The organism is Rheinheimera sp. ATLC3, assembly GCF_059429535.1.
This window is the reverse complement of sequence record NZ_CM182103.1, coordinates 1,215,566-1,239,489: the sequence shown is the minus strand read 5'-3', so window position 1 is coordinate 1,239,489 and position 23,924 is coordinate 1,215,566. Positions and strand designations below refer to the sequence as shown.

19 protein-coding genes are annotated in these 23,924 nt (G+C 50.7%); 5 read left to right on the top strand and 14 right to left on the bottom strand.

Annotation, left to right across the window (positions count from 1 at the left end):
• The 8 genes from ybeY to AC5SV9_RS05800 form a co-directional block, all read right to left on the bottom strand.
• Positions 1 to 462, bottom strand: coding sequence for an rRNA maturation RNase YbeY (gene ybeY, locus AC5SV9_RS05835; protein WP_475147133.1), 462 nt, complete (start codon positions 460 to 462; stop codon positions 1 to 3).
• Positions 462 to 1,463, bottom strand: coding sequence for a PhoH family protein (locus AC5SV9_RS05830; protein WP_475147132.1), 1,002 nt, complete (start codon positions 1,461 to 1,463; stop codon positions 462 to 464). Before AC5SV9_RS05830 ends, ybeY begins: the two co-directional genes overlap by 1 nt.
• Before the next feature lie 45 nt (positions 1,464 to 1,508).
• Complete coding sequence (gene miaB / locus AC5SV9_RS05825; RefSeq protein WP_475147130.1) at positions 1,509 to 2,942, bottom strand: tRNA (N6-isopentenyl adenosine(37)-C2)-methylthiotransferase MiaB; 1,434 nt, start codon at positions 2,940 to 2,942, stop codon at positions 1,509 to 1,511.
• Between the two features lie 88 nt (positions 2,943 to 3,030).
• Positions 3,031 to 3,879 carry a DMT family transporter gene (locus AC5SV9_RS05820; protein WP_475147127.1) on the bottom strand — a complete coding sequence of 283 codons (849 nt, stop codon included), beginning with the start codon at positions 3,877 to 3,879 and terminating at the stop codon, positions 3,031 to 3,033.
• A 110-nt stretch (positions 3,880 to 3,989) separates the two neighbouring features.
• Positions 3,990 to 8,471 (bottom strand): EAL domain-containing protein, encoded by a 4,482-nt coding sequence (locus tag AC5SV9_RS05815; protein ID WP_475147124.1) that lies wholly within the window; start codon positions 8,469 to 8,471, stop codon positions 3,990 to 3,992.
• Between the two features lie 144 nt (positions 8,472 to 8,615).
• A complete protein-coding gene (locus AC5SV9_RS05810) occupies positions 8,616 to 9,593 on the bottom strand; it encodes a cobalamin biosynthesis protein (RefSeq protein ID WP_475147121.1) in 978 nt (325 codons plus the stop codon).
• 1 nt (position 9,594) lies between these two features.
• Complete coding sequence (gene mtnN / locus AC5SV9_RS05805; RefSeq protein ID WP_475147119.1) at positions 9,595 to 10,305, bottom strand: 5'-methylthioadenosine/S-adenosylhomocysteine nucleosidase; 711 nt, start codon at positions 10,303 to 10,305, stop codon at positions 9,595 to 9,597.
• 81 nt (positions 10,306 to 10,386) lie between these two features.
• Entirely contained in the window at positions 10,387 to 11,274 is an 888-nt protein-coding gene (locus tag AC5SV9_RS05800) for a pirin family protein (protein ID WP_475147116.1), read from the bottom strand.
• Between the two features lie 223 nt (positions 11,275 to 11,497).
• Here AC5SV9_RS05800 and AC5SV9_RS05795 point away from each other — a divergent pair, with 223 nt between their 5' ends.
• A complete protein-coding gene (locus AC5SV9_RS05795; RefSeq protein ID WP_134057235.1) occupies positions 11,498 to 12,034 on the top strand; it encodes an outer membrane beta-barrel protein in 537 nt (178 codons plus the stop codon).
• A 28-nt stretch (positions 12,035 to 12,062) separates the two neighbouring features.
• Here the strand turns inward: AC5SV9_RS05795 and AC5SV9_RS05790 are convergent, their stop codons facing one another.
• Together AC5SV9_RS05790 and AC5SV9_RS05785 are read right to left on the bottom strand one after the other, a co-directional pair.
• Complete coding sequence (locus tag AC5SV9_RS05790; RefSeq protein ID WP_475147113.1) at positions 12,063 to 12,512, bottom strand: methylated-DNA--[protein]-cysteine S-methyltransferase; 450 nt, start codon at positions 12,510 to 12,512, stop codon at positions 12,063 to 12,065.
• Between the two features lie 3 nt (positions 12,513 to 12,515).
• Positions 12,516 to 13,895, bottom strand: coding sequence for an AlkA N-terminal domain-containing protein (locus AC5SV9_RS05785; protein ID WP_475147111.1), 1,380 nt, complete (start codon positions 13,893 to 13,895; stop codon positions 12,516 to 12,518).
• 180 nt (positions 13,896 to 14,075) lie between these two features.
• Here AC5SV9_RS05785 and AC5SV9_RS05780 point away from each other — a divergent pair, with 180 nt between their 5' ends.
• The 3 genes from AC5SV9_RS05780 (at position 14,076) to AC5SV9_RS05770 (ending at position 16,934) form a co-directional block, all read left to right on the top strand.
• Complete coding sequence (locus AC5SV9_RS05780) at positions 14,076 to 14,426, top strand: HopJ type III effector protein (RefSeq protein WP_397470951.1); 351 nt, start codon at positions 14,076 to 14,078, stop codon at positions 14,424 to 14,426.
• Between the two features lie 117 nt (positions 14,427 to 14,543).
• Positions 14,544 to 15,782 (top strand): DUF819 family protein, encoded by a 1,239-nt coding sequence (locus AC5SV9_RS05775; protein WP_475147108.1) that lies wholly within the window; start codon positions 14,544 to 14,546, stop codon positions 15,780 to 15,782.
• A gap of 69 nt (positions 15,783 to 15,851) precedes the next feature.
• Positions 15,852 to 16,934, top strand: a complete 1,083-nt coding sequence (locus tag AC5SV9_RS05770; RefSeq protein ID WP_475147106.1) for an AI-2E family transporter — start codon at positions 15,852 to 15,854, stop codon at positions 16,932 to 16,934.
• A 19-nt stretch (positions 16,935 to 16,953) separates the two neighbouring features.
• Here the strand turns inward: AC5SV9_RS05770 and AC5SV9_RS05765 are convergent, their stop codons facing one another.
• The 4 genes from AC5SV9_RS05765 to AC5SV9_RS05750 form a co-directional block, all read right to left on the bottom strand.
• Positions 16,954 to 17,991 (bottom strand): SPM autocatalytic domain-containing protein, encoded by a 1,038-nt coding sequence (locus AC5SV9_RS05765; protein WP_475147103.1) that lies wholly within the window; start codon positions 17,989 to 17,991, stop codon positions 16,954 to 16,956.
• A 110-nt stretch (positions 17,992 to 18,101) separates the two neighbouring features.
• Positions 18,102 to 18,977: a metallophosphoesterase family protein gene (locus AC5SV9_RS05760; RefSeq protein WP_475147100.1), complete on the bottom strand. Its 876-nt coding sequence runs from the start codon at positions 18,975 to 18,977 to the stop codon at positions 18,102 to 18,104.
• Between the two features lie 26 nt (positions 18,978 to 19,003).
• Entirely contained in the window at positions 19,004 to 20,035 is a 1,032-nt protein-coding gene (locus tag AC5SV9_RS05755) for a helix-turn-helix transcriptional regulator (RefSeq protein WP_475147098.1), read from the bottom strand.
• The gene (locus AC5SV9_RS05750; protein ID WP_475147096.1) at positions 20,035 to 20,931 is read right to left on the bottom strand and encodes a GGDEF domain-containing protein; all 897 of its coding nucleotides are present in this window, start codon (positions 20,929 to 20,931) and stop codon (positions 20,035 to 20,037) included. The genes AC5SV9_RS05755 and AC5SV9_RS05750 overlap by 1 nt, the downstream gene beginning before the upstream one ends.
• A gap of 205 nt (positions 20,932 to 21,136) precedes the next feature.
• Between AC5SV9_RS05750 and AC5SV9_RS05745 the strand changes: the two genes are divergently transcribed.
• Positions 21,137 to 23,920 (top strand): TonB-dependent receptor, encoded by a 2,784-nt coding sequence (locus tag AC5SV9_RS05745; RefSeq protein ID WP_475147094.1) that lies wholly within the window; start codon positions 21,137 to 21,139, stop codon positions 23,918 to 23,920.
• Positions 23,921 to 23,924: the final 4 nt, after the last annotated feature.

The window sequence follows — 23,924 nt, the reverse complement described above, 5'->3', positions numbered from 1 at the left end:
CTATTCGTCATCCAACAAATAGGGGTTAGTAAAGCCAAGTTGCTGCAAAATGGTCACTTCTTCAGCTTCCATTTGCTCAGCATCGTTGTCATTTATATGGTCAAAACCAAGTAAATGCAAGCATCCGTGCACGACCATATGGGCCCAGTGTGCGCTGAGTGTTTTATTTTGCTGCTGTGCTTCCATTGCAACGACAGGGGCGCAGATGACTAAATCGCCAAGCAGAGGCAGTTCAACACCCGGCGGGCACTGAAAAGGAAAACTCAGCACGTTAGTGGGCTTATCTTTACCACGATAATCGAAGTTAAGCTGCTGGCTTTCAGCGTCACCCACAATGCGTATTGTCACTTCTGCTTCCGCCTGAAACGGCAACACAGCCGCGTCCAGCCACTGCTGAAATTGTACTTCGGTTGGCAGATCCGGCGCGTCAAACGCCAGCTGCAGATCAAGGATTATGGCCATTACTCACCTTTTGCTGCAGTGGCGGCCAGTTTAGCGGCTTCATGTGCTTCATAAGCCATGACAATGCGCTGCACTATGGGGTGGCGCACTACGTCTTTTGCGGTAAAGTGATTAAAGCTGATTTCTTCCACGTCACTGAGAACATCAATCGCATGTTTCAAACCGGAATATTGGCCGCGCGGCAAATCGACCTGGGTAATATCACCGGTGATCACGGCTTTAGAGCTAAACCCAATCCGTGTTAAAAACATCTTCATTTGTTCAACAGTGGTGTTTTGGCTCTCATCCAGAATAATAAACGCATCATTTAGTGTACGGCCACGCATATAGGCTAACGGCGCTATTTCGATAATGCCACGCTCGAGGTACTTTTCGACTTTTTCAAAGCCGAGCATTTCAAATAAAGCGTCGTATAACGGGCGCAGGTAAGGGTCGACTTTCTGAGCTAAGTCGCCTGGCAAAAAACCGAGCTTTTCGCCGGCTTCGACGGCCGGACGGGTCAGAATAATACGCCTGACCAGATTGCGCTCCAGTGCATCAACTGCACAGGCTACCGCCAGATAGGTTTTACCGGTACCGGCCGGGCCTACGCCGAAACAGACATCATGTTTTATAACATTGGCGACATAAGCTGCCTGGTTTGGATTGCGTGGTTTTATCAGGCCTTTTTTGGTTTTCAGGCTGAAATCCTGGCGTTCACCGTCCTGTTGCTGATACTGAATGTCGTAATTCTGACTGATCAGCAAATGCACCTGTTCCGGTGTAAGTTCAGCACCCGGGGCAGAAGTCGCGCTATACAACTGCTGCAGCACATCCAGGGCGGCGGCTACGTTATCGGCCGGGCCTGCTACTTTCAGTTGGTTATCGCGATGGCTGATGTCTACCAGTAAGCGCCGTTCTATGTGCTTCAGGTTATCGTCAAAAGGTCCGCACAACAGGGTTAATCGTCTGCTATCTGCGTCTTCGAGGGTTAAATCTGCCGTGTGTAAAGGGGTGCTCAAATGCCTGCCTCTGAATAAAAGGGGGCTGTATAGCCCCCGGATAAATTAAGGAATAAAGGTTGTTACACCAAGTGTGTCGGCCACAGGTTCGGCTTTTTGCCGTGCCAGAATTTGCTGTGGTGCGGTATCGCGGCGTAAGCCCATATCGGCTTCAGTGCGGATAAGTTCACCGCGCAATGAGTTACTAAACACATCCGTTACCCGCACATCAACAAACTGCCCAATCATCTCAGGTGAGCCTTCAAAGTTCACTACCCGGTTGTTCTCGGTACGGCCGGTCAGTTCCATGATATTTTTCTTTGACGGCCCTTCTACCAGAATACGCTGCTCAGTGCCAAGCATGCCCCGCGCAATGCGCAGTGCCTGTTGATTGATGCGATCCTGCAGAATATACAGCCGCTGCTTCTTGGTGTCTTCAGATATGTCATCCGGCAAGTCAGCTGCAGGCGTACCCGGGCGTGCACTGTAGATAAAGCTGAAACTCATATCAAAATCTATCGCCTGAATAAGCTCCATCGTAGCCTGAAAATCTGCATCTTCTTCACCCGGAAAGCCGATAATAAAGTCAGATGACATGCTCAGGTTAGGCCGGATACGCTTCAGTTTGCGGATTTGTGCTTTGTATTCCAATGCGGTATGGCCGCGTTTCATCAGATTCAAAATACGGTCTGAGCCGCTTTGTACCGGTAAATGCAGGTGATCAACCAGTTCGGGCACGTCGCGGTACACTTCGATAATATCGTCGGTAAATTCAACCGGATGTGACGTGGTGTAGCGGATACGGTCAATACCGTCGATCGCTGCCACCAGACGCAACAGTTCGGAGAAGTGGCAGATGCTGCCATCAAACTTCTCGCCGCGGTAGGCATTAACGTTTTGTCCCAGCAGGTTAACTTCGCGCACGCCTTGCTCAGCTAGCTGCGCAATTTCAAATAACACGTCGTCCAACGGACGGCTGACTTCTTCACCGCGGGTATAGGGTACGACACAGAAAGTGCAGTATTTTGAACAGCCTTCCATGATAGACACAAAGGCGGTCGGGCCTTCGGCTTTTGGCTCGGGTAAGCGGTCAAACTTTTCGATTTCAGGAAAAGATACATCCACTACCGGAGATTTGGAGCCACGTACGGCATTGATCATTTCCGGCAGACGGTGCAGCGTTTGCGGGCCAAAGACAATATCAACATAAGGCGCACGTTCACGGATGGCGGCACCTTCCTGTGACGCAACACAGCCGCCAACACCGATTACCAGATCCGGATTTTTCTCCTTCAGTGGACGCCAGCGTCCCAGCTGATGGAATACTTTCTCCTGCGCTTTTTCACGGATAGAGCAGGTGTTCAGCAGAATAACGTCTGCCTCTTCGGCTTCCTCTGTCAGCGTGTAGCCATGAGTAGAATCCAGCAGGTCTGCCATTTTAGATGAATCGTATTCGTTCATCTGGCAGCCCCAGGTTTTAATGTGCAGCTTTTTGCCCATTGCGTGTTGTTACCTGTCTTGTCACATCGAAAAAAGGAGCGTATTTTAGCCTGTTCGGCTTCGGGTTGCCAGCTTTGGCGTCAACGCCTCAGAACAATCTTTGCCGGGTACTGATATAGCCGGCATAGAAAATCACCAGCACACCGCCAAACCAGGCGGCACTGACCGGCTCCTGCCAGAACAGATAGCCAAACAGGCCGGCAAAAATAACACTGCTGTAGGTCCACATGCCGATATCACTGGCAGGGGCTACAGCATAGGCGCGTGTCATTGCTAACTGGCCGATGGCGGCTAACACACCCATGCCGGTAAACGCCAGCCAGACCTCATTATTGAGGGGCTGCCAGTAAAAGGGCAGTGGAATGGCAGACAGCACGGCAGTCAGTAGCGAAAAGTAAAATACAATACGCACTGCGGGTTCAGTATCAGACATATAGCGGATAGTAGTTTTGGTCACCGCAACCAGCACGGCCGACAGCAGCCCTACCAGCAATACGGCTTCGGCACTACCGTAGTTAGCAGGTAACGCCAGCAATACGCCGATAAAACCAAGCACAATACTGAACAGCGTTAGCCGGCTGGGGCGCTCTTTTAACCAGAAACGGGCGATAACCGGTACGATAAAAGGCGATAACAACAATACCAGCATACCCTGCGCCAGAGGCAGGCGGGCCAGTACATAGAAAAAGCAGTACATCGAAATAATACCGGTCAGCGCCCGGCTTAAATGCAGATACCAGCGCGTGGTTTTTAGCAGGCCAAAGCCGTGTTTATATAAAAACGGCAGCATCAAGAGCAGGGCAAAGAAATTACGGAAGAATACCACCTGGGCTTCAGACGCTGTGCCGCTGGTGAATTTAACAATGGCACCGATACCGGCGAAGCAGGCTTCAGCCAGCAGTAACAGCAAGGCTCCTTTAACGAGGGGCGACAGCATAACAATCCGGGTGGCGTTCTGGGGTGGCTCAGTATACCAGAGTAGTAAACCGGGCTGGCATGAGTGGCTGAAAAGTTATCTCAGCGCCAGTACAACCTGGCGCAGAGTGGTCAGTGGCTGGCGTGTTCTTGCTGTAAAAAAGCAAACATATCCTGCTCCGGCATTGGTTTCGCGAACAGATACCCCTGAATAAGGTAACACTGGCGTCTGCTGAAAAATGCCAGTTGCTGCTCGGTTTCCACACCTTCTGCCACACAATACATGCCCAAACTATTTGCCATACTCAGCATGGCTTCGATGATGGTTTCATCACTGCTGTCGATACCAATGTCCTGCACGAAACTGCGGTCAATTTTAATGCCGTCGATCGGTAGCTCTTTCAGGTATTTCAGCGATGAATAGCCGGTACCGAAATCGTCCAGCGCCAGCTGTATGCCCAATTCACTTAACGCCAGCATGGTATCTATCGCGCTACGGTGATCGCGCATTAGTGCACTTTCTGTTACTTCAAAACGCAGACAGCTGGCCGGTAAGTCATATTTCAGCAGCAGGTTGCGGGTATGCTCAGCCAGTGAGGGTTGCTCCAGATGCTGCGTGGACAGATTGACCGACAAATACAACTGGTAGCCACTGTCATGCCATTTTTTCAGATCGGCCAGCGCGCGCTCCAGCAGCTGTTGTGTCATCTTGATAATTAACCGCAACTCTTCTGACAACGGAATAAATTCAGCTGGTGAAATCAGCCCTTCATTGCTTTGCCAGCGCAGTAATACTTCAGCACCGACTATGCGGTTGGTCTGGCTGTTGATTATCGGCTGGTAAAAGTTAACAAATTCGTTGTTATGTAATGCGTTACGTAGGCGTGTTTCACGTGCCAGCCGCATATGGGCTTTTTCGTTCATTTCGGCGGTGAAAAACTGGAAGTTATTCCGCCCGGCTTCTTTCGCGTGATACATCGCCACGTCTGCATGTTTTAGCAGTTCGGTGGCATTTACCGCATCTTCCGGGTAAACCGCAATACCAATACTGGGGGACACGCCAACGATATGGGTGCCCAATTGCATGGGTTCGCTTACCACTGTCAGCATTTTTCGTGCAACATGGCTGATATTGTCATCATTTTTGTAGCCTTCAAGCAGGATGACAAATTCGTCGCCGCCTAAGCGGGCTACCGTATCACTGTCGCGAAGTGTTGAGGTCAGCCGTTTGGCGACTTCTTTTAGCAACAGATCACCAATGTCGTGGCCGAGCGAGTCGTTAATTTGCTTAAACTTATCCAGGTCAATAAAACACAATGCCAAGCTACGCCGATCGCGCCTTGCCTGGTCGATACCATGATATATTCTGTCCATCAGCAAGGCACGGTTAGGTAAACCGGTTAAGGCATCGTAATTGGCAAGATAACGCAATTCGTCTTCCGCCATTTTCTGTGCGGTAATATCGGTAAAGACCAATACAAAGAAGGTTTGTTGTTGCTCACCTATAGCGCTGATATTAATTAGCGTCGGCCGTTCACGGCCGTCAGGTGTAATAACCAGCTCTTCTCCCTGCCAGTGCTGACCGCTTTGCATACTGCGTAGCAATTTAGTGTAAAAGCGTCGTCGGACCAGGCTGATACCAAGGTGATGGGTGCGCGGCTGGTCGATGTATTGTTCAAGGCTGCCAAAAGCGGTGGCGAAAGACTGATTGGCGGCAATAACACGCTGTTGCTGATCCAGAATCACTACCCAGTCACGGGTCTGTTGAAAAGCTTCGCCAAACAGGCGGGCTTTTTCCTGGCTGGCCCGGGTTTCGGTAATATTACTGAAGGTACCCAACACACGACGTACAGCTGAATCTTCATCTTGCTCTGTGACCTTGCCGATATCCCGGAACCAGAGCCAGTGGCCGTCCCGATGCTGCATGCGGTAGGTGCAATCAAAACTTTGCTCCGGTTGCTGTATAAAGCGTTGCCATTGTGCTGTGTAATTGACTTTGTCATCAGGGTGTATCAGAGCTTCATGCTGTGACAACGTCATCGGATTCATATTTTCCGGGTAGCCAAGCATCTGCTGTACTCTGGAGGCGTAGAATAAGTTGGTATCAGCCTGCCATTCCCAGGCGCCACTGTCCACAGATGCCAGTGCCTGTTTCAGCCGCTGTTCGCTTAAGCGCACTTTGCGGTGAGCCTGGCTGATAAGGCGATGTTGTTTACGCCGAAGTGCAAGCAGGTAACCACCTGCTGTTAGCAACAGTAACAGATAGGCCAGTAGTGACCAGGCTGAGAACCAGGGGTTGGCTGACACGTGCAAAAATATTCTGGCTGGTTCACTCTCCTGGCCATTAGTCGGAGATAAGGCCACAACATAAAAAATGTAGTTGCCTCGGCTTAGCTGCGGAAATACCACTTTGCTGCTGTGCTGCACCGGATAGCGTAATTCCTGAGTCCCTTCCAGCCAGAACCGATACTGCATTTTATGCGCATCGCGAAAGTTCATGCTGCTGAAATTCAGCTCGATACCTAAATCCTGATACGACAAATCAACATGGTGTTCATTCAGATTACCATGCAGCTGCAGCTGTTTACCGGTTTGGGTGCTGATGCCGGTGATGACAGCAGTTGGCTTACGGTTCTCGGTGGCTAAGGTTGCCGTGTCAACCACAGTGACGCCACGCATACTGCCAAATGCCAGTTTGCCTTCAGGCAGTTTGACAGAGGCAGCGCCATTATATTCATGTGTGGGCAGGCCATCAGCTTTGGTAAAGTGCTCGGCCTGCAGTGACGCCGGATCAAGCCGGAATAACCCCTTATGTGACGAAAACCAGATATAGCCTTCGTTGTCGCGTTGTAATGCGTAGGCATTATCAGTTGTGGCCAGAGTATGTTTCAGTTGCAGCGTCTGCTGGTCAAATCCCATCACGCCATGGCCGGCAAAACCAACCCATAATATCCCGTTGTTATCAATAACCATCGCATCCGCCTGACGGTTAAGTTCTGGTTGATACTTGGGGTATTGATATATCAGGTGAACCTGGCGCCGTGCAGTATCGTATACCCACAGCTGATCTGCAGCGGATATCAGCAGCTGACCAGGTTGAGCTGTTTCCCCGATAAAGCCGCCAAATATCAGATTGCTAAACGCACGATCCAGTTCGGGTAAAGGTTCCAGCTCACCTTTGTCTGGCTGATAGCGATAAAAAGCTTTGTCGATGCTGAAATAAAACTGCGATTTAAAACGGTACGCAAAGCTAACTGCTGATGCTAACAGGCGTTTATCGGTATCATTATTACCCGGTGGTAGCCTGAGTTCATTTTGGGCCGCGTCAAACAGGCGCAGCCCGGCCGAAGTTTGTAGCCAGAGCAGGTCTGTTTCGTCAGGGAATATGTTGAGTATAGTGCCGCTGTGCCAGATAGCTTTAGTATCGTTGTTGACCAGATACGGTGTAATCTCGCCTGATGTCAGATCAACACGATTAAGACCGTTACTGGTACCAACCCATAGCGTACTATCCCCGGCCAGGGCCAGTGTATACACTTTTTCACTGCTGAGGCTGTTATTGCTGTCTGCCTGACGGGTGATATTGCTGAATGCGCTACTACGGGGGTGCCAGTAGTAAGCACCATCGTTACGTGAAGCCAGCCAGTAACCGCCGTAGTTGTCAGCCACGATATCAAGGATATTATCATCAAACAGCCCCAGACCGCTTTGCGTCAGTTGCAGTTGCTGGCTAATGCTGTTGTCTGAAGGATTAAACAGATATAAACCTTGCTCTGTAGCCAGCAAGGCTTGCTCATTTTGCCACAGCAGTTGCCATATATTGTGCCGCGGCACATGCTGTTGCGGTGTATAACGGCTTTGGTGTTGCAAATACTGCTGTATGTCGGCAATGGCGATGCTGTACAAACCTTCCACTGTCCCAACCCAGATACGGCCATATTTCACTTCAAGATACTTAACGTGCTTTTGATCAGCATGATTGGTGTTTTCTGCCGCTGTCATAGCGGGTGTCAGATGGGGCAGCAGAGTCGTTTTTTTGCTGGCATACTCGAGAAAATACAGGCCATTAAAGCCACCAATAAACACATTGCCATCCGCAACAATAGCCGTACGCAGCCAGCCGTTTTTCACCCCTTGCTCCGACAAACTGAAAAGCTGTTCTGGTGCAGCAGTGGAAAGCGGCAGACGGTATAACGCATCGTCCATCAGAAACAGCAGGGTGTCTTTATCATATTCCAATAGCGAGATAATGCTGTGTGCTCCGGCCTGTTCACTATTCGCAGGCACAGGCATCGGCATAAACAGTTCGAATACCGCAGTAGCAGGGTTAAATAAATAGATACCGGCATGGGCTGACGCTGCCCACAGCCTGCCGCTTGAATCTTGCAGTAATTTACTAAATGGCAGCTCTCTGAGCTGATAGCCTTCAGCGTTGATATGGTTCAGACTGGTACTGTCGTAGCGATTAATGCCACCGTCGGTAGCCAGCCAAAGAAAGCCGTCTTTGTCCAGCAGCAAATCACGTACTGAGCCCTGGGATAAGCCCTGGTCTGGTGTCAACGGCCGCAGCAGCGGCGCAGCAGTAGTGCTGCAGACCACAAGTAACAAATACATACTCAGGCAGCGCAAAAAGTGCGGCAAAAAATTCACTGATACTCCTGTTGTAGCTTTATTAATTTTATTGGCGCTACATCTGTGGTTAGTGGCAAAACATATAACGAGATGGCCTGACTGTCCAGTGCTGTTAGAGACGTAATTTTACTGTTTCAGTTGCCAGACCAATTGCAGCAAACTACCGCCGGCAATTACCAGCAGCAGGTACAGATGGGAGAACTGCAATATGCTGACGGCGCGTTGGATGTCCGTCACCACTGGTTCGTTTGGTTGTAAAATTTTACTGCGCTGCTGTTTCAACCCGCTGTAATACACTGGCCCGCCGAGGCTGCGCCGTAGCGCTGCACTGGCACAGCACAGCAGCCAGAAAGAGTATCGGTTAATGTTAAAGCGGCGTGTTGCCCGGCAGAGCTGATAACTGCGCAGCACACCGTGTTGTATAGCCAACAACAGGCTGCTGATAAATTTTGGAATAGCGGTTAGCAGTACTGCCAATGCCGAGGCTGGTGCGCCAAAATAACGATATTGGTCACGTTTAGGGTTCCATTGTTGCTGCAGTTCTGTCACTAACCTGTAACCCAGAGCACCAAGCCCGCCCGCCAGCAAAAATGCCAGACAGACCCCGACAAAATGACTGGCAGAGCGCAGTGTGATGCTTTCCAGCAGCGCTTTCGTCAGACCCATTTCGCTTAATGTTGTCGTTTTGCGGCACAGCAATGATTTCGCCTGCTCGCGGGCTAACGTTAGCTGGCCGGTCTGCAGACGCTGTTGGATCATTTTGGCCTGTTGCTGCGTGCTGTACCAGTCCAGACCTGCGTACAACAGCAGGGCGTCAAGCACCAGCGGCAACTCTGAAAACTGATATAGGCTGTACAGCAGCGCCATAGCAGGCAGCCAGGCGACCAATAATGCCAAGCTGCCTGAAATATACAGCTGTTGTCGTGGCCGACCCGGATCGGGGTTAACTTTGGCTGCCAACTGCTGGGCAAAATAGCGAAACAGCATTAACGGGTGGTACGCCGCTGGCATAGGAATTAACCTGGACACCAGCACGACCAGCAATAAGATGGCAGGATGTGCTGATAGCTCTGATGGCCAGGTTATGCCATACGGCCACGGCATATTACAGTGTTACTCCGTTCAGGCGTTGCAGCAGCTCCAGCACCATCGCAGAGCTGTTTTTTGAAGCCACTTCCAGATAGGCTTCAAAAGATTGCGGCGACTCTTTGCCGGCAATATCGCTCAAACTGCGGATCACAACAAAAGGTGTTTTTAGCATATGACACACTTGTGCTATGGCTGCACCTTCCATTTCTACCGCCAGCATCGTTGGGAACTGCTGACGAATAATAGCAATACGCGCCGGGTCGCAGATAAAACTATCGCCGGTGGCGATCAGGCCTTTTTTCGTGTTACAAAATCCCAGCGCCTGAATGCTTTGCTCTGCAGCACTTATTAATTCAGGGTGTGCAGTAAAAGCAGGTGGCATTTGTGGTACCTGGCCCATTTCATAGCCAAAAGCGGTTACGTCAACATCGTGATGACGCACCTCTGTGCTGATCACGATATCACCGACATTCAACTCAGGGTCAAAACCACCGGCTGAGCCGGTATTGATAACTGCAGTAGGCTTAAAATGCTGGATAAGCAGTGCAGTGGCCAGCGCCGATGCCACTTTACCAATACCGGATTGCACCAGTACCACCTGAACACCCGCCAGTTCACCGCTGTAAAAGCTGTAGCCACCCAGTTCGGTGCAGCTAACATTATTAATTTGCTGGCGCAGCAGCGCCACCTCCGGCTCCATGGCGCCAATAATACCAATCTGTTGCATGTTGCAGTCTCTGTCATTACAAAGCTGCTAGTATAAAACGCCATGGCGGTAAAATCCCGCTTTTCATGGCGTTATCCACTGTTATTGTGCCAGTTGGATGGTCGTTGCAGCAGTATCACCCGTCAGCTTACCCTGCTGATAATCGCTGATAGCCTGCTCTATTTCCGCCATGCTGTTCATCACAAAAGGGCCATACTGAACTACGGGTTCATCGATAGGGGCGGCTGCCAGTACCAGCACGCGACAGCTTTGTTCTGCTACCAGTGTCAGCGTATTGCCATGGGTCAGCACACCAGCGTTGTGCTCGGGCACTTTACGCTGTTCTTTATCATCCTGTACCAGTACCTGGCCAGCATAAGGATAAACAAAGGCATTATGTGTTACCGGCAGTTGCAGGCTAATGCTCTGGCCGGCTTCCAACTGCAGATCATAATACTGCGGATCGGTCGTCAGGCCCTGAATCGGTCCGTTTTGCTGCAGGTTACCGCTTTGCAGGGTACCGGCAATCACTTTGGCACTGCCTTGCTGCAGCTTAATCTGCGGGATTTGCTCAGGGGCGATATCAACATAAGCTGCGGCTTTCATTTTCTCTTTTGCCGGTAAATTAAGCCAAAGCTGGAACCCTTGCATCAGCCCGGCTTCTTGCTGTGGCATTTCAGAGTGGATAATACCCCGGCCGGCTGTCATCCATTGCACGCCACCTGATTTCAGGTGGCCTTGGTTGCCCAGATGATCTTCGTGCAGCATATGGCCATCCAGCATATAGGTAACGGTTTCAAAACCACGATGCGGGTGCGGAGGGAAGCCTTTAATGTAGTCGCCAGCTTTGTCTGAGCCAAAAAAGTCCAGCATCAGAAACGGGTCCAGTCTGGTGTGCGGGTTTTGCCCCAGGCTACGTTTTATTTTTACGCCGGCGCCGTCTGAGGCCGCAATTGAAGGAATAAGGCGTTGTAAAACTCTCGCTGTCATAATGACCTCCCAAAAGTGGTTTTTACTATTAAGCATTAAGCCAAACCAAATGAAAATTGCATAATTAACCCATTAACTTTCGATAAAATAGAATTTTATGGCTGTTATACAGTTCAGCCAGTGTTAATTCGCCACCGCTAAGCTGCCATCAAACAAACTAAGCAATACCCAAAATCTCTGGTACAGGGAATTCTCTGATACAGGGAAAACAAGGAGTAACAATATGAAAAAGTCTTACGCATTAGCAGGTATTCTTGCAACCATGTTTGCTGCTGGCGCACAGGCCAATATTAAATGGGACTATGTTGGCGCCGGTTATACCGATGCCGGTGGTGATGGCCCTTATATTGAAGGTTCTTACCGTTTGGATGGTAACTGGGTAGTAGAGGGTACTTATACCCGTCTGTCTGAAGGCCCGTTTGACGTAAATTTTGTGCAGGCTGGTGTGAACTATCTTACCGGCTTTAAGTTGGATTTCTCACCAACTACGCAAACCTACGTACTGGCGGGCATTGAAAATGCTTCCGGTGATGCCGACGATACAGGTGGTTATGCTGGTGTGGGTTTACGTCATCCGTTAACACCTCAGGTAGAGTTGTATTCAGAGGCTGCTTATCATTCTATCGGTGATGATCATGGCAGTTTAGCGGGCGGTATCGCGTTCTATTTAAGTCCGGATTGGGCTATTCGCAGCAATATCGCGCTGAACAGCGGCGACACCAAAAATGAGTTCCGCTTTGGTGTGTCTTATCAGTTCTGATGCAATGTTCAAGATAAAACAACAGCGCCTAACGGCGCTGTTCGTGTTTTAGCAGCCAGGCTTTTTTATCCAGGCCGCCGGCATAGCCAGTTAAGGTGCCGTTGGCACCAATCACGCGGTGGCAAGGCACCACTATTGCTATAGGGTTGCGGCCGTTGGCCGCGCCGACAGCCCGCACGGCTTTAATATTATTGATATCACCGGCAATGGTGGCATAGCTGCAGGTGGTACCAAAAGGTACCCTGCATAGTGCCTGCCAGACCCTGCGCTGAAATTCCGTGCCAGCAGCATCCAGTGGCAGGCTAAAACGGGTCAGATTGCCGCTGAAATAATCATTCAGCTGCAGTGCTGCCTGTTCAGTCAACGCAGAACGTTGCTCTGGCGCTTTGTTGCTGACAAAGCGGATTTCGCAGATCCCCGCCGATGACGCTGCAATTTTTACCGGGCCCAGCGGGCTGTCGATATACTGGGTATACATGCGTTAGTCTCCTAAGCTAAACCATAACTGGAAAGTGGCGTAGCTACGCCATGGTGCCAGGCTGTTGTGCTCCAATGCAGATGAGCCTGTGCCGGCGTTTTTCGCCAGGGCTTTTTGCACCCCAAGGTCGCCGCCAAGCCAGACATCACTGTCAGATAAGCCCCGCAACCTGGCATAACTTATCGTCCAGGGGCCGATGCCTTTAATATGCTGCCACTGCTCAGGTGCTGCGTCAGGCTGCTGTAACACAAAGGTAGCCAGCGCTTTTAGGGTGTCCCGTCTGGCTTGCGGCACCTTGATCATTTGCAAATCGCTTTGCGCCACCGCAGCTGGGCTTGGAAACAGCTTTTTATCCCCGGCGACCGCCTGGCCTAACGCTTCTACCAGGCGGTTGAGCTGAGTGCGGGCGCCCGCCACACTCACTTGCTGGCCAAGCACTGCGCGGACGCCTGCTTCCCAGCTATCCCAGACGCCAGGTATGCGCAAACCATTGATGATTCTGCCAGTAAATAACGGGTGGCGTTGCAGCTGCTGCTCTATTTGCAGCATATTGGCATCTAAATCAAGTAAACGGCGCAGGTGTTGTACCAGATGAAACAAGCCCTGCTTGCCGGGCCAGTGAAGTTTTAGAGTTAAACTGCTATCAGTGCGCGGCGTAATATCAAACCATCCTGCTTGTTGCTGCCAGCTAAACGTTCGGCCATAGCTGTTGCCATCTACCCAATCTATGCCATGCAGTGTGCGCAGTTGCCAGAAATCCAGCATGCGCTGCCATGCCAGCGGTGGACGGTAGCTCAGCTCCAGTTCCGTCATATCGCCGGCAGCACTGCGATGACGGCGGATACTGGCCGGCGTAAGCTGCAGCTGTTGCTTAAAGGCATCGTTAAAGCGTCGCAGACTATTAAAACCAGACTGAAAGGCAACAGTAGCCACCGGCAATGTGGTTTCATGCAGGAGTTTTTTTGCAAACAATACTTGCTGCATTAAGGCATATTGCTTAGGCGCAACGCCAAGTTGCTGCTGAAAAAGTTTGCGCAGATAACGCTCGCTAATACCCAAACGCTGTGACAGCTGCTCTTGTGTGTGGTGCTGCAGTGCACCTTCATCAATCAGCCTTAGCGCACGTTGCAAGGTAGTTTGGGTGCCTTGCCAGGCGGCAGAACCTGGTGCACTGTCTGGCCTGCAGCGCAGACAAGGACGAAAGCCAGCAGCACTGGCTGCTGCCGCGCTAAAGTAGTAACTGACATGTTGCTCTGCCGGCGCTCGGGCCGGGCAAATCGGCCGGCAATAAATGCCGGTGCTGCTAACCGCGGTAAAAAACAAACCGTCAAAACGGGCATCGCGTGCCAGCCTGGCTTGCTGGCAGATAGAGGCAGATAACATGTTTTACCTGATGTAGTGTGAATTTAGACGCAGTATAGCAATGTCAGCCCATGATACTGGCCGGATCCGGTACTGAATAGTAAATTAATGTTTTTGCGACCTTGGTGGTATTGCGAAGTGATTGCACTGCCTTTAGTATCAGCGCATTCTTCCGTTATCAGAGCCTGGCAGGAATTCAGTATGTTGCAGCAGTTTTTTATTCAGTTGAGTGTTGAACCGCAAAGCATCAGTTTTGAGCAGAGCATCAGCCTGATTGATGCGCTGTATCAGTTCACGCCGACAGCGTTTAAAAACGGTGATTTGCACAATGCTGCCGGTGAGAATAACGGCTCATGCAAGATACTGGCGTTTGGCCTGTTGCATCAGTTATCTGAGCCGCAGACATTACACCTGTTTGGCGATTATTACCGCCAAGTATTGGAAACGCCGCAAGCCGACGACCATCAGAACATCCGCAACTTCATCCGCACTGGCTGGGGTGGCGTTGAATTTACCCAGCTGGCATTGCAGGAAAAAACACCGCAGCCGTGAGGTGTGTCAGCGCAGATCCGGTGCGGCTTATCCTGCCTGACTTTGCGAAGCCAAAGCCCTGTGTTATTTTGACAGCCGTTTGTGCTGACAATAACAATCTATTTTTCAGGGTCCCCTATGCAAGAATCCAGTGTACTTATCACCAATGATGCCGTAGTACTTGGTTTAATGGCGGTCATTCTAGGCGCCGTATTTTATACCAGTCACAGTGATAACCGCTTTTTTAAAGCTTTTTATACCTATGTGCCGGCGTTGCTGCTGTGCTACTTCATTCCATCGCTATTTAACAGTTTTGGCATTATAGATGGCGAAGGCTCGTCGTTATACAAAATGGCGTCGCGTTATCTGCTGCCAGCCAGCCTGGTATTGTTAACGCTAAGTGTTGATTTTAAAGCCATTCTTGGTCTTGGCCCTAAGGCATTGATCATGTTCTTAACCGGTACTGCCGGTATTGTGATTGGTGGTCCGCTGGCGTTGTTAGCAATGGGGTATATGTTCCCGCAGGAGTTGGGTGGGGATGTCTGGCGCGGTATGACGACAATTGCCGGTAGCTGGATAGGTGGCGGTGCCAATCAGGCCGCCATGAAAGAAGTGTTTGAAGTCGATGGCAGCATTTTCTCGGTGATGATCACGGTTGATGTGCTGGTGGCAAACGTCTGGATGGCGGTGTTACTGTTTATTGCCAGCCGGTCTGAGTACTTTGACCGTAAAAACGGCGCTGATACCTCAGGCATAGTGCACCTGCGCAAAAAGATTGAAAAATATGAAGCAGAAAATGCGCGTATTCCTACATTGACCGATATTATGCTGATCGTAGCGGTAGCTTTTGGTGTGACAGGGTTATCGCACTTTCTGGCTGATATTATCGCGCCCTGGATTGAGAGGGTGGCACCGCAGCTGGCAATTTACAGCTTAACCAGCAGTTTCTTCTGGTTGGTGGTTATTGCAACGACGCTGGGCTTAATTATGTCGGCAACCCGGGTGCGCAATCTCGAAGCGGCCGGTGCGTCAAAAGTTGGCTCTGCTTTTTTATATATTCTGGTAGCGACCATTGGTATGCATATGGACGTTACCGCGATTCTGGATTATCCGCTGATGTTCTTAGTCGGTATTGTCTGGATGGCAGTGCACGCAGGCTTGCTACTGCTGGTGGCAAAATTAATCAAGGCGCCGATGTTTTATATGGCGGTAGGCAGCCAGGCTAACGTTGGCGGTGCGGCATCCGCACCGGTAGTGGCCGCGGCGTTTCATCCGTCTCTGGCACCGGTAGGCGTGTTACTGGCGGTTCTGGGCTACGGTTTAGGCACCTATGGTGCTTATATTTGTGGCTTGATATTGCAGCAGGTCGCGCCATAGTGCAGCATTTTAACAGCTTGATATTGCAGCAGGTTGCGCTATAACGCAGCCTGTTAACAGGGAGCAAGTATGACAAAGTTTGAAGCCGGCATGCGACACTGGATCCTGATTATTGCGCTGTTGCTGGCGCTTTACAGCAGTTATTTATTGGTGGCGCCTTATGTGGGAGCCATAGTGCTGGCATTCGTGTTGTCGTTACTGTGTTTTCCTGTACACCAGTATATCGAACAAAAGATCCCGGGCCGGCCGAATCTGGTCGCCATTATATCCTGCGCCTTATTGGTTGTGGTGATCCTGGTACCGGCATCGCTGGTGTTTATGGCGATAGTCAACCAGGGTGTGACCTTTACCAAGCAAAGCTATCAGTGGCTTGATGGCGGCGGCGCCGAGCAGCTGTTACAGCATCCGTTTTTGCAAAGTGCGTTAGAGCAAATCAATCAGGTGTTACCAACTGAGCAAATCAGCGCGGCCAGTATTATTCAGCGGTTAACGGAATTTGCCAGTGGTTTTGGTAAAGAATTGCTGGATCTGAGCACCAAGCTGGTCGGCGATATCACCGGCTTGATCCTTGGCTTTATGCTGATGTTGTTTATTTTATTTTTCCTGCTGCGCGATCACGAAAAAATTGTCGATACGCTGTACTGGGTGCTGCCATTGTCTCGCTCACAGGAGAATGCCTTGTTAGCTGAGGCAAAAGCGGTAGCACGCTCTGCCGTTATGGGGTCTTTTTTAACCGCGATAGCACAAGGGATTGCCGGTGGTATTGCTATGGCGATAGTTGGTTTGCCCGGTTTGTTCTGGGGCACGATGATGGCATTTGCGTCGTTAATTCCGGCCATTGGCACAGCGCTTATCTGGGTGCCCGCCAGCTTATATCTGCTGCTGACCGGCGACTGGCCCTGGGCGCTGTTTCTGGCACTGTGGGGCGCAATAGTCGTGGGGTCTATCGACAATTTTTTGCGGCCTATTCTGATGCAGGGCAGTGGCGGTATGAATACCTTGCTGCTGTTTCTGTCGCTACTGGGCGGTATCCAGCTGTTTGGTTTGATTGGCCTGATTTACGGCCCAATTATCTTTGCTCTGACGCTGGTGCTACTGAAACTTTATACCGTAGAGTTTAAAGACTTTCTGGAACAACAGGATAAGAGCTAAGTCTTATCCTGTTGTTGCTTTACACCACTAAATCAATTTGCTGTACCAGTGCAGGTTTGCCGTCTGTCATAAACGCCAGACCACTGCGCTGCAGCTGGCCAGCCAGAGTATTATCGGCATTATGCAGCGGCATAGGTGTCGCTGCGGACTCAATAGAAATAGCGCCTAATTTAGCCTGCTGCATACTGAGCAAGCTTTGCTCTGGCCGCCACAGATACAGGTACTGCCAGATATCATCACCGGGGTCGATAAAGCCATTCGCATTGTCATCAAACCCGGCCAGCTCCGTGAAGCCCTGTCCGGTACTGGGCCCAAACAGTTCAGTGCCATTATTTATCTGCTGATCCTGATTACGGTCATATGCCAGATAGTATTGCCGGGCAGCCAGCTGTGGCAGTTGAATCTTCTTACCGTCGCTAAACAAGTCAAACTCGCTGCTGTCTGTGCTTAGCTGTACTGGCTCGCCCGATAAGCTGACCAGTAACGGGTCCTGCACAGGTTGCTCGGTGTAGCTGTATCTGGCCCAGCTGAGCTCCATACTAAAATCCAGCGCGAAGCTGATGCTTTCGCCGTTTTTCAGTGTCAGCGCGCCGCTGAAACTGGCTTGTACAGCCTGATAGCCAAACTCCCACTGCTCAGTGGCAAGCCATTGCTGCTCAGTATTTTGCTGACTTTGACTACTGCTAAGCCAAATTGACTGTGTAGTTATTTCTGAGCTAAACGAGAAGCTGTCGAGGTCTTTTGCCGAAAATTCTGCCGTCAGCGGTTTATCCAGCCAGTCGCCGGTATGCTTACTGAGCTGGGCAAGAATACGCTTGACCATACCGACGGTCTGGAAGGCGTTAAATACCTGTTCGTCGTCCTGCGCTTCGGCGATATCTTCTGCCTGACTACTGACAACCGGTTGCGGCTGAACAGCTGCAACGGCTGGTTTGGCTGGTGCACTTGTGCGGAGTGGGTGTTGTTCGTTTTTGCTTAGTAACTGCTGTTTGCGACTATAAGCAAGGTGTTTCTGTTCGGCAACCGCAAACTGTTGCGAAGCGGATGTAATCTCCATCGTCTGCTCCACAAGGTTTTTCTGTTAGCTTGTTATCGGAGCTATTGGTTAAAACTTGAGCAGTTTTTTAGCCCTGTCTGTTAACTGACTGAACAGACAGGGGAATTAAGTTACTTGCTGGCTGGTAAATTGAACTGGTAAGCATGACGCTTTAATGGCTGTTGTACGCCGGTCTGGTAGGTCTCAACCTGCATCAGGCCGTTGCTTTGTAACGAAAACACCCTGAACATCGCGGTATGGTGGCTCTCATCCGGAATTTTTGTCCGCTCCAGTGCCGGTATGTGCAGATAATGCACGGTTCCCAACTGTTTTGAATGCATCACCCTGTCCATGCCCATATGCAGGTCGCCGGAAATGACCGCTGCCAGGTTTGGCTGCGCTATGACGTCACTAAATCCCTGATGGCGGATGCCTTTTTCTGCATTCTCCGGATAAACGCCGGTCTGGGCGCCATGTACCAGTAGCAAGACAGGCTTGGGTTGCAGTTGTGTTATCTGCTGCATTATCCACGCTATACCACTGTCGTTGAAATCGCGGCCGTGGTCCGGTGAGGCAAACACCAGTGCAACGTCTTCAAATTCGAGCACATAGCTTGGTGAGGTCAGCGTAACTTTGCCTTTATTCCACGTGTTAGCAAACTGCATAAAGCGCTCAACTGTGCTGCCATGCTCTTCATTACCCATGATCGGATAAAATGGCATAGTAAGCTGTTGCAGGACAGGCGTTGCGTTTTCGTACTGGATAAGGCTGCCTTTGTGCGCGATATCGCCAATACCGGCAACAAAGTCAATTTTTTGCTGCTGTGCCAGTTTGTTGATGTCTGCAACAGCTGCCGCCAGATTAGGAAACTGCGGTTCAGGTTTAGGTTCGGCATCGCCCAGCACAGCAAAGCGCAATACAGTCTGCGTTGATGCAGACGGGTCTATATCTCCGGCAACGCTGGCGCCGGCAAAGGCAAAAAATAAGCAAAGCAAAATGGCTTTCATGTTATCTCCTGAAGATCAAAAATGGGTTAGTGGCTGTTCTGCAGATCTTTAAAGCTGCTGGGAATTAGGCCGGTCCAGCGCTTAAACGCCCGGCGGAAGTTATGCTCGTCGGAATAGCCAAGCTTGCAGGCTAACTGGCGATTGGAGTAACACCCTTGTTGCAGCAGTTGGCGGGCGGCGTCGCGTCGCACGCTATCTAACAGCTGGGCAAAATTGGTTTTGTGTAAGTTAAGCTGGCGCTTTAGCATGCTGGCAGATACGCCGAGTTGTTGTGCGGCTTGCTCAAGGCTGAGTAAGGCTGGCAGTGCCCGCCGTTGCAGCTGGCAAATATGCTCCAGCAAGCCGCGTTGGCGCGGCAATATACGATTCAGCTGCCGGCAGGTGCGTCTGGCCGCTGCAAATTTAGCTGGATTTGCAGCAGAAAAGGCCTGATGCCAGAGATGATGCTCAATCAATAAACTGTCGCAAGGCTGATTAAAACTGACTGCACAGCCCCAGTGCAACTGATAGGGTAACGCCAGCGCCGGTGGCTGATGTTTTAACTGTGCACTGATACCACGGCTACTACCGAGCTGAAGTTTAATCAGGCTCAGTAACAGTGAAAATAAAACAGTCATGGCGGTGCTGTGTTGTTGGCCGAGAGTCAGGCCGGTGTTGAATTCCAGCACAATACCCTGTTGTCTGCGATACAGCTGAACATAGATGCCAGGAAATAGCTGATGACGGAAATAGAGCAGCTGACTTAATGCTTGTTTCAGATCGGCGGCGTACAGCAGGCACTGACTTACTGAGATGTAGCGGTTGTGCAGCAACGTGGTGCCAAGCAGGAACGGTAGTTCCGGGCTGTTCAGTTGCTGTTGGCAGTTTTGCAGCAGCTTAAGCCAGTCGGCATGATGTAACCGGCCATGCGGTTTTTGGATATCCTGCTCAAATATTGAGGTACCGCTAAGCAATTTATGCAGCAGGGCACCGCGGCGCTGAGCCAGGTAGAGTAGATCAGTGCAGCCATGTTGCAGCAACAGTATTTTATCCTGATAGCTGAAATGGCGTGGCAGCATCAGGCGTTCTGCACTGTCAGGGGGGCATGCCGGCGCGCAGTGGTTACGGCATTTAATGCTGCCTGTAACGCAGCTGCCGCACTGCTCTGGCTTACATTACTGCATACCAGCGTCAGCTGTGGCTGGTTGTCGTCTTTGCAAAGTATACTCAGATGCTGTTGTAAGTGCTGTCGCATAATCTGTGCCTGCACGTCACTGGTATCAGGCAATACTGCGACGAAACGGTCGCCGCTGTAGCGGCAAATCACATCACTGTGGCGCAGCTGACTGGATAACAACTCACTCAACTGGCCCAGATAATTATCACCGGCGGCAATACCGCAGCGGCGGTTAAAACCGGAAAAATCGTCAATGTCCAGCAGCAACAGGCTGAGCGGCTTGTGCTGACTGCGGTGTAACGCTATTTCACGGGCCAGCACAGCATGCAGATAGTCGGCACCGTACAGTTGGGTCAGGGGGTCGATTAAATGGTGGTCGCGTAGAAACAACTCTCTGCCCCGTAACTGCCGGTCAATTGAGCGCTGCTCACGGTGCCAGCCGACCAGTCCGTATGTCAGTAACAGCATGCCAACCGGTGCAGGCAAGGATTCCAGCCAGCTCATCAGGCGCAGCGTATCCGGGTAACGGATGAACTCGTCCAGCAGGTCGAGAAAGTAAGAATACATTAACAGTAAGCTGCCGTAGTACAGCCATTCAGTGACCGGGCCCGCCGGGCGGCTGCTGATAATCAGCCCAAGCCACAAACAGGCCACCAACAGGGTAGTGCCTTCACCTAAGATATCAAGCGTATCAAACAGTTGTACCGGTTTTAAACTGCCGAATGACACGGCCATCAGCAACGCGCTAAGTAGCAGTAAAACGCTGAAAACTAACTTATACCGGTGTAATCGCCACATGAAACTGACCGCAGGAACAAAAACGCCATTGTCGGTAAGCAGTATGACAGTCAGATGACAGGATCAGGGCTGCTACGGCGGGGGATGCGCTTTGCTGACCCGGGTCAGTAGCGTGCAGTGAGCTGTGTTAACCAACGGCGTTTTGTCATACAGCTGATGCAAACTTTAGCCCATCATTATTACCTGCAAACTGAGAGCTGTTTATATGATGTCAAATGTCTGCCATACCCAACGCCGGTTGATAAAACAAAAACCAAGCCTGCTGGCTTGCGCAGTGATGTTAGCTTGTGGTGCTTTTTCAGTACCGGCATTGGCCGATGCTGATGTACAGGGCCGTATTACCGATAACCGCAGTAATCTGCTGACCGGGGCTGAAGTGAGTATTCCGGAGCTTAAGCTGCGCCGCACTACCTCTGCCGATGGCCGTTTTCAGTTTAATCAGCTGCCCTCGGGTACTTATACCTTGCTGGTGAATTATCTTGGCGCTATGCCGGAAACACGGGTGCTAACGGTGGCAGATACTACACAACAGCTGGGTGATATTAAGCTATTGTCAGCCAGCGACAGCGTAGAGCACATAGAAGTAGTGGGTCAGTCAGGCGCGGTCAGTAAGGCGCTGAACCGTCAGCGCAACGCTGGCGGCATTGTCACCGTTGCCAGTACTGACGAGATGGGGCAATTTCCGGACAGCAACGTCAGCGAAGCACTACAGCGCCTTGCCGGTTTATCGGTAGAGCGGGATCAGGGCGAGGGCCGTTTTGTCAGAGTGCGTGGCTTAGCGCCGGATTACAACGCGGTAACCTATAACGGTACCCAACTGGCAGCACCGGAAGCAGGCCGGCGGGCGGTAGCGCTGGATGTCATCCCATCTGATCTGCTGGAGTCGGTTGAAGTCAATAAAACCTTAACACCTGATATGGCTGCCGGCTCGCTTGGTGGTACTGTCGAAATTAAGAGCTTATCTGCCTTTGATCGCAGCGATGATTTCTACTCGGTTACCGCAGAAGCGGGTTATAACGAGCAGCAAAGCAAAACCAGCCCTAAACTCTCTGGTGTATTCAGCAAAATACTGGATGCAGGCGGCGAGACCGACAGCCTGGGGGTTGCCATTGCAGCAAGTTATGCTGAACGTAAGTTTGGCTCAGAAAACGTAGAAACCGGCGGCAGTTGGGACTTTGACGACGGCCTGGAAGAATTTGAGCTGCGGGACTACAGCATTACCCGTGAACGGTTGGGATTGGCGCTTAATATGGATTACCGGCCGGGCAGCCACAACGAATATTATCTGCGTTCTTTGTATAGCCGTTTTAGTGACAACGAACAGCGCCAGGCTTTGGTGGCGGAGCTGTCTGAGCCGCAATTTGCCGGCGCTAGCGGTGAAGCAGCACTTATCCGTTCATTAAAGCAGCGTGAAGAAACACAAAGTATCAGCGCCATTGTGCTGGGTACTAAACAAACCCATGGTAACTGGCACTGGCAGTTAGAGGCCGGTGCCAGCAAAGCCGATGAAGACACACCTTTTAACATCGCGGCTGCCGATTTCGAACAGGAGTTTGATGAAGGTGTTGGCTTTACCGGTGAACAGATTATCCGTCTTAATGCTCCGGCTGAAGCTTATCTGACAGAGGGATATGCGCTAAAAGAAGTCGAGATGGGCGATACCTACACCAAGGAAACCGAGCGCAATATCAAGTTTGATTTGAGCCGTGAAATTATTCAATCCAGCGGTAGCGTGACGCTTAAAGCCGGCGCCAAATTCAGCCAGCGGGAAAAAGAAGCTGCCGAAGATGTCTGGCTATTTGAAGATTTTGAGGATGCGGGCATCAGCGCGCTAAGTATGAGTGACTACAGTAATACAACGGTTGATTATGGCCTGGGTACTATGGGCGGCGCTATAGACAGCGGCAGTATTTACCGCTTGGTAAGCACACTTAGCCGTGAAGATTATGTTGATGAAGTAGAATCACGTATTAATGATTATCAGGTAGATGAAGACATCAGTGCAGGTTATCTGATGGCGCAGTGGGAGCGTGATAACTGGCAACTGATTAGTGGCGTGCGTTACGAGCACGAGCAACGTGATGCTGCTGGAACACGTTATGATGATATCAACGAAGTCTTCAGCGAAAACCGGCAAAAAAGTAGTAAAGGCTACTGGCTGCCAGCAGTAGTTGGCCGTTACGACTTATCTGAAAATAGTATCGTGCGTGCCGCTTTTAGTACAGGTCTGGTGCGACCCAACTTCGAACAGCTTGCCCCGGCGTTTATCCTGGAAGAGGACGATGATGAGCTCGAAGCCAGTTTCGGTAACCCGGCATTAAAGGCATTGACAACCAACAACGTTGATTTGGGGATTGAACATTACGCCGATAAACTGGGAGTGTTGTCTGCGATGCTGTTTTACAAGCAGATTGATAACTTCATTTATGAGGCGGATTTAGCCGGACGAGGCGACTATGCAGACTTTGCTAAAGCAGAAACCTATGTCAATGGTGGTAAGGCCGATTTATATGGCCTTGAGCTTAACGCCATACATAAAGTATCCGGTTTTGGAAACTGGCTGGATAACCTGCTGTTATCCGCCAACCTGACGCTGACAGATTCTGCGGCAGATATTGAATGGTTCGACGACGGCAGTATATTTAGCCGCGAAGTCGCACTGCCCAGTCAGTCAGATAAGACCGCTAACCTGAGCCTGGGCTATGAGACTGACACCATCAGCCTGCGCCTGGCAGCCAATTATAAATCTAAGTACTTAGCCGAAGTCGGTGATGTGACAGATGCAGCTTATGATGTGTATTCCGATGACCATCTGCAGCTCGATTTTACCGCTAAATGGACGTTCCAGCGTGGTATGCAGTTGTATTTCAACGTGGTGAATTTAAACGATGAGCCGTATTACGCCTATACCGGCAGTAAAGCTTACAACTTCCAGTATGAACAGTACGGCCGCACTTTTGTGCTGGGTGTACAGATCACTAACTGGTAATAAA

Coding starts and splice junctions, on each gene's coding strand:
- ybeY (WP_475147133.1), bottom strand. CDS start 462: ATGGCCATAATCCTTGATCTGCAGCTGGCGTTTGACGCGCCGGATCTG.
- miaB (WP_475147130.1), bottom strand. CDS start 2,942: ATGGGCAAAAAGCTGCACATTAAAACCTGGGGCTGCCAGATGAACGAA.
- AC5SV9_RS05820 (WP_475147127.1), bottom strand. CDS start 3,879: ATGCTGTCGCCCCTCGTTAAAGGAGCCTTGCTGTTACTGCTGGCTGAA.
- AC5SV9_RS05815 (WP_475147124.1), bottom strand. CDS start 8,471: ATGTATTTGTTACTTGTGGTCTGCAGCACTACTGCTGCGCCGCTGCTG.
- AC5SV9_RS05810 (WP_475147121.1), bottom strand. CDS start 9,593: ATGCCGTGGCCGTATGGCATAACCTGGCCATCAGAGCTATCAGCACAT.
- mtnN (WP_475147119.1), bottom strand. CDS start 10,305: ATGCAACAGATTGGTATTATTGGCGCCATGGAGCCGGAGGTGGCGCTG.
- AC5SV9_RS05800 (WP_475147116.1), bottom strand. CDS start 11,274: ATGACAGCGAGAGTTTTACAACGCCTTATTCCTTCAATTGCGGCCTCA.
- AC5SV9_RS05795 (WP_134057235.1), top strand. CDS start 11,498: ATGAAAAAGTCTTACGCATTAGCAGGTATTCTTGCAACCATGTTTGCT.
- AC5SV9_RS05790 (WP_475147113.1), bottom strand. CDS start 12,512: ATGTATACCCAGTATATCGACAGCCCGCTGGGCCCGGTAAAAATTGCA.
- AC5SV9_RS05785 (WP_475147111.1), bottom strand. CDS start 13,895: ATGTTATCTGCCTCTATCTGCCAGCAAGCCAGGCTGGCACGCGATGCC.
- AC5SV9_RS05780 (WP_397470951.1), top strand. CDS start 14,076: ATGTTGCAGCAGTTTTTTATTCAGTTGAGTGTTGAACCGCAAAGCATC.
- AC5SV9_RS05775 (WP_475147108.1), top strand. CDS start 14,544: ATGCAAGAATCCAGTGTACTTATCACCAATGATGCCGTAGTACTTGGT.
- AC5SV9_RS05770 (WP_475147106.1), top strand. CDS start 15,852: ATGACAAAGTTTGAAGCCGGCATGCGACACTGGATCCTGATTATTGCG.
- AC5SV9_RS05765 (WP_475147103.1), bottom strand. CDS start 17,991: ATGGAGATTACATCCGCTTCGCAACAGTTTGCGGTTGCCGAACAGAAA.
- AC5SV9_RS05760 (WP_475147100.1), bottom strand. CDS start 18,977: ATGAAAGCCATTTTGCTTTGCTTATTTTTTGCCTTTGCCGGCGCCAGC.
- AC5SV9_RS05755 (WP_475147098.1), bottom strand. CDS start 20,035: ATGCTGCCACGCCATTTCAGCTATCAGGATAAAATACTGTTGCTGCAA.
- AC5SV9_RS05750 (WP_475147096.1), bottom strand. CDS start 20,931: ATGTGGCGATTACACCGGTATAAGTTAGTTTTCAGCGTTTTACTGCTA.
- AC5SV9_RS05745 (WP_475147094.1), top strand. CDS start 21,137: ATGATGTCAAATGTCTGCCATACCCAACGCCGGTTGATAAAACAAAAA.